7 protein-coding genes and 1 pseudogene are annotated in these 9,335 nt (G+C 71.2%); 5 read left to right on the top strand and 3 right to left on the bottom strand.

What is annotated here, in order from left to right; translation table 11 throughout:
- Positions 1-320, top strand: a pseudogene (locus ACRX5S_RS16350) (hypothetical protein); the annotation flags it as partial.
- Positions 321-487: 167 nt separating this feature from the next.
- Positions 488-2,401: a peptidase MA family metallohydrolase gene (locus ACRX5S_RS16345; RefSeq protein WP_436773661.1), complete on the top strand. Its 1,914-nt coding sequence runs from the start codon at positions 488-490 to the stop codon at positions 2,399-2,401.
- 212 nt (positions 2,402-2,613) lie between these two features.
- On the opposite strand, the gene ACRX5S_RS16340 is transcribed toward ACRX5S_RS16345, so the two are convergent.
- Together ACRX5S_RS16340 and ACRX5S_RS16335 are read right to left on the bottom strand one after the other, a co-directional pair.
- A complete protein-coding gene (locus ACRX5S_RS16340) occupies positions 2,614-3,123 on the bottom strand; it encodes an HNH endonuclease (RefSeq protein ID WP_436773660.1) in 510 nt (169 codons plus the stop codon).
- A gap of 371 nt (positions 3,124-3,494) precedes the next feature.
- Positions 3,495-4,037, bottom strand: coding sequence for a YbhB/YbcL family Raf kinase inhibitor-like protein (locus tag ACRX5S_RS16335; protein WP_436773659.1), 543 nt, complete (start codon positions 4,035-4,037; stop codon positions 3,495-3,497).
- Between the two features lie 312 nt (positions 4,038-4,349).
- On the opposite strand from ACRX5S_RS16335, the gene ACRX5S_RS16330 reads away from it, so the two are divergent.
- Entirely contained in the window at positions 4,350-5,780 is a 1,431-nt protein-coding gene (locus ACRX5S_RS16330; RefSeq protein ID WP_436773658.1) for a hypothetical protein, read from the top strand.
- 117 nt (positions 5,781-5,897) lie between these two features.
- Here the strand turns inward: ACRX5S_RS16330 and ACRX5S_RS16325 are convergent, their stop codons facing one another.
- Entirely contained in the window at positions 5,898-6,680 is a 783-nt protein-coding gene (locus ACRX5S_RS16325; protein ID WP_436773657.1) for a sporulation protein, read from the bottom strand.
- 58 nt (positions 6,681-6,738) lie between these two features.
- Between ACRX5S_RS16325 and ACRX5S_RS16320 the strand changes: the two genes are divergently transcribed.
- Positions 6,739-7,419, top strand: a complete 681-nt coding sequence (locus ACRX5S_RS16320; RefSeq protein ID WP_436773656.1) for a DNA-3-methyladenine glycosylase — start codon at positions 6,739-6,741, stop codon at positions 7,417-7,419.
- A 92-nt stretch (positions 7,420-7,511) separates the two neighbouring features.
- A complete protein-coding gene (gene tyrS, locus ACRX5S_RS16315) occupies positions 7,512-8,810 on the top strand; it encodes a tyrosine--tRNA ligase (RefSeq protein ID WP_436773655.1) in 1,299 nt (432 codons plus the stop codon).
- Positions 8,811-9,335 lie beyond the last annotated feature (525 nt).

Genomic DNA, 9,335 nt, shown 5'->3' with positions numbered 1-9,335 from the left:
CCCCCCCCCTCGACCGCTGGTACGTGCCGCCGGCCCGCGACCTGGTCCGCTCGGGGAAGTTCGACGGCAAGCTGCCCACCGACGCGGAGATCTACTCGCCCGACGCCAAGACCAGCGCGTCCGGCTACCACTTCTCCATGCTGGCGATCCGGTACATCGCGGACAAGCACGGGGCGGCCAAGGCCTACGCGTTCGTGATCGCCGTGTACCGCGACCCGCGCACCGCCGCGGTCGACACCGCACTCAAGGCGGCAACCGGCCTCGACCGCACCGCGTTCGAGGCCAAGTGGGCGCAATACGTGAAAAGCAAGGCAGGGTGAGGGGGCGCGGTGGGGAGCCGGGACAAGCGCGGGGGGACCGACCGAATGGCCGGTTCGACGACGGGTGGGGTCCGAAAGCGCGGGTGGGACGCCGTCCCCCGGCCGCCGCGCTCCCGGATATCCTCACGCTGCACCCGCACGGGTGAAACCGACAGCGGAGTGCGGGGATGACCATGGAAGACAGCGCGCCTCGGCCCGGCGCCGACGAGCCCGCGGGCGGGGGACCAGGGGACGGTCCGGCCGACGCCCGCGCCGCCGCGCCACCGGAACGGATATCCGGGACTCTCGTCGAGCCCGCGGCGGCGGCTCCGCAGTGGTCCGCGCAGAATCCGTACGACTCCGGCCAGGGCGGCGGCCAGGCCCTCCCGCACACGGCGGCGGCCCCCGGAGTCCCCGCGCAGCGCTCGGAGTTCGACCCGTTCACCCCCGCCGCGCCCGCCCCGTTCGATCCGTTCCACCGGCACGGCGCCGCGGCTTCGGACGCCTCCGGGTACATCCCGTACCGCAGCCCCCGCGACCCCCTGGGCCTGTGGCCGAACTCCGTCGCCGACCCGCGCCGCGACCGGCACACCGCCGGCATCGTGGTGTGCTCGCTGCTCGCCGCCGTCATCACCCTGGTCGCGGCGATAACCCAGGTCCCGGAACGCTCCGGCGACGCCCGGGCGGCCGCCGACGCGGGCAACGCGACCGCGCCGGGCGTCGGCGCCCCGTCCGGCGACCCCGCGGCCCCCGGCGACAAGAACCCCGGCGATGACGGCCAGGACTCCGACGACGGCACCGGGGGCAGCGACGACGCCGACGAACCCGGCAAGAAGGGCACCGCGGCGCCCAGCCCGCCGAGCGTCTCCGACCCGGACCTGAGGGGACCGAGCGCCTCGTCGGGCCAGCGGGCCACTGTCCTCAACCGGGCGCGCACCCTCACCACCGCCCGCACCTCCGCGCTCGCGGCGAACAGCGTCGACGCCTTCCTCACCCCCGTGGACAAGAACAACAAGGCCCTTGTCGACACCGAGCGCCGCCTGTTCACCAACCTCAAGATGGTTCCGTTCGACGAGAGCCAGTGGTCGGCCGACGACGTGAACGACGCGCGCAGCGAGTCCGGTTCCTCAGGGACATGGCCGGTCACCGCCACCGTCGAGGTCGACTTCCGCCACAAGATCACCAACGTCGACGTCCTCCCAGTGGTCGAGCGCTACATATGGACGCTGCGCTGCGCGAACGCCGCCGACCCGTGCACCCTGACGAACGTCTCCGGCGCGCGCGACAGCAGCTTCACCGGCCCGGCCGGCTACCCCGCGCCCTGGGACGTGTGGGAACTCGCCGTCGAACGCCGCCCCCACGTCCTCGTCCTCGGCCCCAGCGCGAGTGCCGCGGACCTGCGGGTGCGCGCCGACGAGGCGGAGAGCGCCGCCGCGTACGACCTCGCACGCTGCACCGGACCGGCGGGTGCGTCCCCCGGCTTCTTCATCACCCTGACGCGCGAGCGCGAGACGTTCGAGAAGCTCTACAGCCGCGAATCGCCCGGAGACTGGGCGGCCGGGTTCGCGCTGCCGCTGAGCGCGGCCGACGACAGCCGGAGCATCGGCGGAAGCCGCGTCGTCATCGACCTAGACGAGATGGACCAGGACCGCGAGTTCGCCCGCATCATCCTGCGCCACGAGATGGTCCACGCGCTGCTCGACCCGCTGACCCGCGTCGACTACGAGGAGATACCCCTGTGGGCCGCCGAAGGGTTCGCCGACTGGGTGGCGCAGGCCGACCGGCCCATCGCGGACAGCTACGAGGCCCGCAGGGTCGGCGCGCAGATCGCCGACGGCGACTTCACCGGATCGCTCCCGGACGACGACGAATTCGCGTCGGCGAACGAGGACGTCATCGACGCCGCCTACAACCAGGCGCACTTGGCGATCCGCTACCTCGCCGACACCTACGGCGCGGACAAGGCCTGCGCCTTCATAGCGGACGTCTACATGGGGACCACCTCGCGCGGCGTGGAGTCCGCGATCCAGACGGCCACCGGGAAGAGCCTCTCCCAGTTCGAAAAGGGCTGGGCCGAGTGGACGCGCAAGAACTTCGGCTGAGTCCGGCGGACGATCCGTCCGGGACACCACGCCACCCGGGATGCGCCCGGGAACGACGGTCGGTCCCGGAATCCGTCCGGAAACCCCGCCGAGTGCGCATCCACCCGGCCCGGACCCGATCAGGCGCGGAACGCACCCGATCGGGATGTTGCCTCACCTGACCTGCGGTCAGGAAACGGCTCGGCGCGGCTGCCGAGGCGGTCGGAACCGCCTCACACGGCGACGGCCGCCGCCTCGCCGAACCACGCCTGCTGCTCTGCGGTCACCCCGAAGGCCAGCACCAGGGCGCGCGTGCCGGAGGGCTCGTACGGCTGGAAGAGCAGCCGCATCCCCGCCTCCTCGGGCGTCCGGTCGGCCTTGCGCTGGTTGTCCGCCGCGCAGGCCGCCACCGTGTTCAGCCACGAGTCGGCACCGCCGCGCGACTTCGGCCGCACGTGGTCGACCGTGGTCGCCCGCCCGCCGCAGTACGCGCACTTGCGCCCGTCCCGTTGCAGCACGCCCCGCTTCGACCACGCCACCCGTTGTCGGAACGGCACGCGGACGTAGCGGAGCAACCTGATGACCCGGGGAACCGGCAGCTCCAGCGCCGCCGCACGGATGACCCGGCCCGGCTCGACGTCCTCGACGACGGCCTTCTCCTGCAACACCAACACCAGCGCGCGACGGAACGAGACCGTCGCAAGCGGCTGGTACGTCGCGTTCAGCACCAACGTGTCCCGCATGCGTCCGCCCTCCCTTCAGGGTGGGGACCGCCGCGGACCCGGATGGGGCGACGTGCGACGGCCGGGCGGACACCCGGCCGCGAACCGCGCCGCCGACCCACAAGGTGGGGCGGGGACGTCGTCAGTCGAGCGGTGCTGCCACGGTGGTCATGCGCGCCTTTCTCGGATCCCGCCGGTCCATCGACCAGATTGCCCAGCCCGCCGATGAGGTTCGGCGGACTGCGACAACTGTGCCCGTGCGGGGATCACCGGGACAACGCAATTACCGGCCGTGCAGTATCGCGACGGCCGGATACAGGCGTGCGTTCACGGGAGCCTCGACGGCGCGCGGACTCCCGCGAACGACGCCTCGGAGAGGCGGTTCGGGCCGCTCAGCGCTGGTAGACCGGCGTCACGATGGCGCGGGCGAGGGTGTGGAAGAACAGGTTGAAGCCGACCACCGCGGGCGTCGCGTTCTCGTCCACGTCCAACTTCTCGACGCCGACCGCGTGCACGACAAAGGCGTAGCGGTGCGGGTAGTGGCCCTCGGGCGGCGCGGCGCCCACGTACCCGGGCATGCCGGCGTCGTTGCGCACCTGCAAGGCACCCTCGGGCAGCCCCTTGCCGTCCGGCGCGCCCGCACCCGCCGCCAACTCGGTCACCGACGCCGGGATGTTCACCGCGGACCAGTGCCAGAAGCCGCTGCCGGTCGGCGCGTCCGGATCGAAGCAGGTCACCGCGAAGCTCTTCGTCTCCGCCGGGAACCCGGACCACGAGAGCTGCGGCGACTTGTCCTCGCCGCCGGCCCTCATCACACCGCTCACCTGTGCGGACGGCAGCGTCACACCGTCCGAAACGTCCGTGCTCGTCACCGTGAACCACGGCTTCTCCGGCAGGAATTCGTACGGCAGCGGCGGCATCTTCGGATCCGACACGACGGGCTCCTCCAGCTCCGGGCCGACCGCGGCCGGCCATGATTCCCCGGGCACCACGGCGGCGACGCGCACCCCGCGGCCGCACGCACCCGGCACGTATGAGCCGACCCTACGCGGTCGGACGGCGGCCCCGGCGCCGATCTTCTGTCGGCGCCGCGCGCTCGCGCGGGTATCCTCCCGCCACCGGCGGACGTTGCCAGGTGAGGACAGCGCGGACAACACCCGGCGGACACGTGGCCGACACCCGGCAGGCGTCCGCCGGGCGCTCGGCAGACACCCGGCAACGACCACCACCCGAGGGGAGCGGCGCCCGTGGCGCAGGTACGAACGAGCACCGGGCGCGCCGCCGCCCCCGGCCGCCGCCGCGCCTCCCGTGCCACCCGGGCCACCATCACGCTCGCGATGCTGCTTCTCGTGCTCGGCGCGGTCATCGCGTACGGCGCCTCCCGCGACCGCAAGGACGACGCCGCCCCGGCCCAGGCGCCGACCGCGGCACCGCAAACCCCCGCACCGCCGTCCGCCGGGCCCGTGACCGCCGCCGAACTCGAAGTGCTCGCCGCCGCCCGCAGCCGCGCGCTCGCCGAAGGCGACGAGGACGCCTTCCTCGCCGCACTGGACCCCGCGACCCCCGGCCTCGTCGAGGAACAGCGGCGGCTGTTCCGCAACCTGCGGCCCATACCGTTCGCCGAGGCCGAGTACCGCGTCGACGCCACACGGCCCGCGGACGTGCCCGACGCGCTGAACGTCGACGTCTCCTTCGACCACCGCATCGCCAACGCCGACACCGCGACCGTCGGCGAGGGATACCGCTGGACGGTCGTGCGGCCGGCCCCGGGCGCGGCGCCGCGCATCACGAGCGTGACGGGCACACCGTACGAAGGTGCGGGCTACCGCTACGCGCGCGACTACCCCGCGCCCTGGGACCGCTCCGAACTCACCGTCGCCCGCCGCGCGCACGTGGTCGTGCTCGCCGAACAGGGCCTCGCCGACCGGGCCGAGCCGCTGGCCGACGCCGCCGAGGCCGCCGCGCTCGCCGACCTCGCGGCGTACAAGGGGCCCAAGGGGACCAGCCCCGGGTTCGTCCTGGTGCCGGTGGCGGACCGGCACTCGTTCTACGAGCTCTACGGGGGACGCGCGGACCAGCACGGTGACGAATCGGGCCTCACCTACGCCCTGCGCACATCGGCGACCGGCGGCGCCTCCCCGGCCACCGGGCACCCGCAATTTGGCGGCGCCCGCATAGTGGTCGACGTCAACTCCGGCTACTTCACCTCCGGCGACCCCGAACGCGCGGCCGCGCTGCTGCGCCACGAGATGGCCCACGCGCTCATAACGCCTCTACGCACCGAACTCGCCGGGCAGAACCAGCCCGTGTGGGTCGTCGAGGGCTTCGCCGACTGGCTCGCGCTCCGCGACCACCGCGACGACCTGCACGCCGAACTGACAGAGGCGCGGGCGTACGTCCTCTCCGGGCGCTTCGGCGGCGCGCTGCCCACCGACGCCGACCTGTACCAGGCCGATCCGGTGGGCAACGCCGCGTCGTACGAACTCGCACACCTCGCCGTACTGCGCATCGAACACATCGGCGGCACGGCAGCCGTCTACCGCTTCATCGCCGCCGTGTACGCGGACCCGTCGCCGTCGGCGGTCGACAAGGCCCTCGAAGAGGCGACCGGACTCGAACGTGCTGCGTTCGAGTCGGACTGGGCGCAATATGTGCGGACGTTGTTCGGCGTGCAATAGCGCGAGGCGCGGGGTGCTTCCTTCGCGACATGCGGGCGTCTCGACGCACGATGCGGGCGGCGCCCTTTTCGCGACCGCCGCCAACGCTTATGCACATGCCGCTTGGCGCCTGGCGTCCTAGAACCAGCCGCGGCGCTGGCCGACCTCGTTCAGCCAACCGTGCAGGTACGCCGCCCAGTCCGTGCCCTCGACCGCGCCGTGGTCGATGGTGAAGTGCCGGTACGCGTCGCTGCCCTCGCTGATCAGGCCGCCCTTCTTGTCGACCTCCAGGATCACCTCGGTCGCGTGCTCGTCGGAGATGAAGGTCAGTTCGACCTCGTTGATGCGCGAGTACTGCCCCGACGGCGTGAACTCGATCTCCTGGTAGAAGGGCAGCCGCTGCCGCGTGTTGCGGATGTGCCCCTTCTCCAGGTCCGCGCCCTTGAAGTGGAAGCCCAGGTTGCCGAACGCGTCGAGGATCGCCGCCTGCGCCGGGATCGGGTGCACGTTGACCGGGTCCAGGTCGCCCTTGTCGATCGCCCGGTCGATCTCCAGCTCGGTCCGCACCCCGATGCTGGTGCCGCGCAGTTGCACGCCGCGGAACACCGTCACCGGCGTCTCCCACGGGACGGGCAACTGGAACTGCACGTCGTGGGTGGCGCCCTCACGGAGCTGGAACCCGCCGCCGACCTGGAGGCGGGCGAAGTCCTGGTTGACCTTGTACTCGCCGTCCTCGGTCTCGACCTCGACGACCGCGCGGAGCTCGACGTACAGCCCCTCGATCGTCTGGTCGACCTTGCCGCCCTGGATGCGGATGACACCCTCGGCGACACCTCCCGGCGTCACATCAGGGCGGTACAGCTCGGTCTCCACCGACGCCCCGCCGGCCCCCATGCTCGCCATGAACTTCTTGAACACCATGGATGCTCCCTGGCTACACGTGATCGTGATGACTCCCCGTCGCCGTAGAGTCTGGCCCATGTCACCCGCCCCCCGTCGTGCTCTGCCCCGATCCTTCTTCGACCGGCCGGTCCTGGACGTCGCGCCCGACCTGCTGGGACGGCTGCTGGTGCACGAGACCCACGACGGACGGACCGTGCTGCGGATCACCGAGGTGGAGGCGTACAACGGGGTCGACGACCCGGGGTCGCACGCCTACCGGGGGCGCACACCGCGCAACAGCGCCATGTTCGGACCGCCCGGACACCTCTACGTCTATTTCACGTACGGCATGCACTTCTGCGTCAACGTCGTGTGCGGCCCCGACGGCAAAGCTTCTGCGGTGCTGCTGCGGGCCGGGGAGATCGTCGAGGGCGTCGGGCTCGCGCGTACGCGGCGGCCGGGCGCGAAGCGCGACACCGAACTCGCGCAAGGCCCGGCGCGGCTCACGGTCGCGCTCGGCATAGGCCGCGAGCACAACGGCATCGACGCGTGCGTGGCGGGGACGGGGTTCCGGCTGCTCCGCGGGACGCCGGTGGACCCTGAGATGATCCGGAGCGGTCCGCGCACTGGTGTCGCGGGCGACGGTGGGGACGGCGGGCGGTATCCGTGGCGCTTCTATGCGGCGGAGGACCGGACGGTCAGCCCGTACCGTGCCCATGTACCGCGGGTACGCCGGAATCCGGTTCGCGTGTCGGCCGACCCGTCGGGCACGCTGTAGCGGCGCCCCACACACGTGCGAGCACACAACGCCCGCGTACGACCATGTGTCGTGCCCCGGGACGACGACGAACGAAGAGGAGACGAGCCGCCGTGACCGACATCGTGGACGACCTGAGGTGGCGGGGGCTGATCGCCCAGACCACCGACGAGGACGCATTGCGCAAGGCGTTCGCGGAGGGTCCCGTGACGGTCTATGCGGGCTTCGACCCGACCGCCGCGAGCCTGCACGTGGGGCACCTGACGATCGTGCTGACCCTGCGGCGCCTCCAGCAGGCCGGCAACCGGCCGATCGCGCTGGTCGGCGGGGCGACCGGCCTCATCGGCGACCCGAAGCCGTCGGCGGAACGGCAGCTCAACGAGGCGTCGACGGTGGGCGAGTGGACCGGCCGCATCCGCGGCCAGCTCAGCGCGTTCCTCGATTTCGAGGGCGAGACCCCGACCACCGCTCTCATGGCGAACAACTTCGACTGGACGCACAACCTCAGCGCCATCGACCTTCTGCGCGACATCGGCAAGCACTTCAGCATCAACCAGATGCTCGCGCGCGACACGGTCAAGTCGCGTCTCGGTGGTGAGGGCATGTCCTACACCGAGTTCAGCTACGTGCTGCTTCAGTCGAACGACTTCCTGGAGCTCTACCGTCGGCACGGCTGCACGATGCAGATCGGCGGCAGCGACCAGTGGGGCAACATCACGGCCGGCCTCGACCTCATCCGCCGGGTCACCGCCAACCAGCCGCACGGCTCGGCGCACGGGCTCACCGCCAACCTGCTGACCAAAGCGGACGGCACGAAGTTCGGGAAGACCGAGGGCGGCGCGGTCTGGCTCGACCCCGAGCTGACCACGCCGTACGCCTTCTACCAGTTCTGGCTGAACTCGGACGACCGTGACGTGTCCCGCTACCTGCGGACGTTCAGCTTTCGGTCGCACGAGGAGATCGAGGAACTGGAGCTGGCCGCCGCGGAACGCCCGGCCGCGCGGGCCGCACAGCGCGCGCTCGCCGAGGAACTGACCACGATGGTCCACGGCGCCGACCAGTGCGCGGCGGCCGTCGAGGCGAGCAAGGCCCTGTTCGGCCAGGGGGACCTCAAGGCACTGGACGCCGCGACTGTCGCGGCGGCGGTCGCAGAACTGCCGTCCGCGCAGGTCGCGGAGCTGCCGAGTGTGGTCGACGGGCTGGTCGCGACGGAACTGGCGGCCAGTAAGTCGGCGGCACGGCGCACCATCAAGGAGGGCGGTGCGTACGTGAACAACGTGAAGGTGACGAGTGAGGACGCGATGCTGACCGCGTCCGACCTGCTGCACGGCCGGTGGGCTCTGCTGCGGCGCGGCAAGCGCAACGTCGGCGCGGTCGAGGTGGGCGCCAACGTGGGCGACGAAGTGGGCTGACCCGCCCGGGACTTCGTACACGATCAAGCCGGGCCGGCGATCTTCAGGACGAGTTCGCGGGCCCGGCTTGACTCGTGTCGCGGACTCGTCTAATGTCTTCCAAGTCGCTCGTTCGGGAGATCCGGACAGGTGCGCCCTCCGTGAACCCCCTTCTAGTGCAGCATGCTTCGGCATGCGCCTGAGGCCGGTGCGCGTCCGTGGCGCGATGGCCGGTCCCGCAGCGACCATCACATCGAAGGTAATCGAACGGAATCGTACAAACGGTTTTCGTGCGCCCTTCTTTGTGCTGCCCGAATTTGTTTTCGCGTGCGTTTAGGCAATCGCGGGAAGTGGTTCGGAACCCCGCGGAAACCTGCTACGGTGGATGCATCGAGAACGCCGGATGCGCGGCTTGCTCAAATACTCGGAAGCGAGTTGAGAGCGGGAAAACGGATCTGGTAGGCTCGAAGAGCAGAAAGAAAAGCAAGACAAAGCAAGACCAGTAAAACCAGCAGTACCGATGAGCGTAACGCCCGGAGAGACCGG

The organism is Yinghuangia sp. YIM S09857, from assembly GCF_051388915.1.
In the GTDB taxonomy this organism is placed as follows: Bacteria; Actinomycetota; Actinomycetes; order Streptomycetales; family Streptomycetaceae; genus Yinghuangia.
Note: the sequence above shows the minus strand (reverse complement) of the source record. Positions and strands in the feature narration are given on the sequence as shown.

What these genes read in the sequence shown, in the direction of transcription:
- ACRX5S_RS16345 (WP_436773661.1), top strand. Translation starts at nt 488, where the DNA reads ATGACCATGGAAGACAGCGCGCCTCGGCCCGGCGCCGACGAGCCCGCG.
- ACRX5S_RS16340 (WP_436773660.1), bottom strand. Translation starts at nt 3,123, where the DNA reads ATGCGGGACACGTTGGTGCTGAACGCGACGTACCAGCCGCTTGCGACG.
- ACRX5S_RS16325 (WP_436773657.1), bottom strand. Translation starts at nt 6,680, where the DNA reads ATGGTGTTCAAGAAGTTCATGGCGAGCATGGGGGCCGGCGGGGCGTCG.
- ACRX5S_RS16320 (WP_436773656.1), top strand. Translation starts at nt 6,739, where the DNA reads ATGTCACCCGCCCCCCGTCGTGCTCTGCCCCGATCCTTCTTCGACCGG.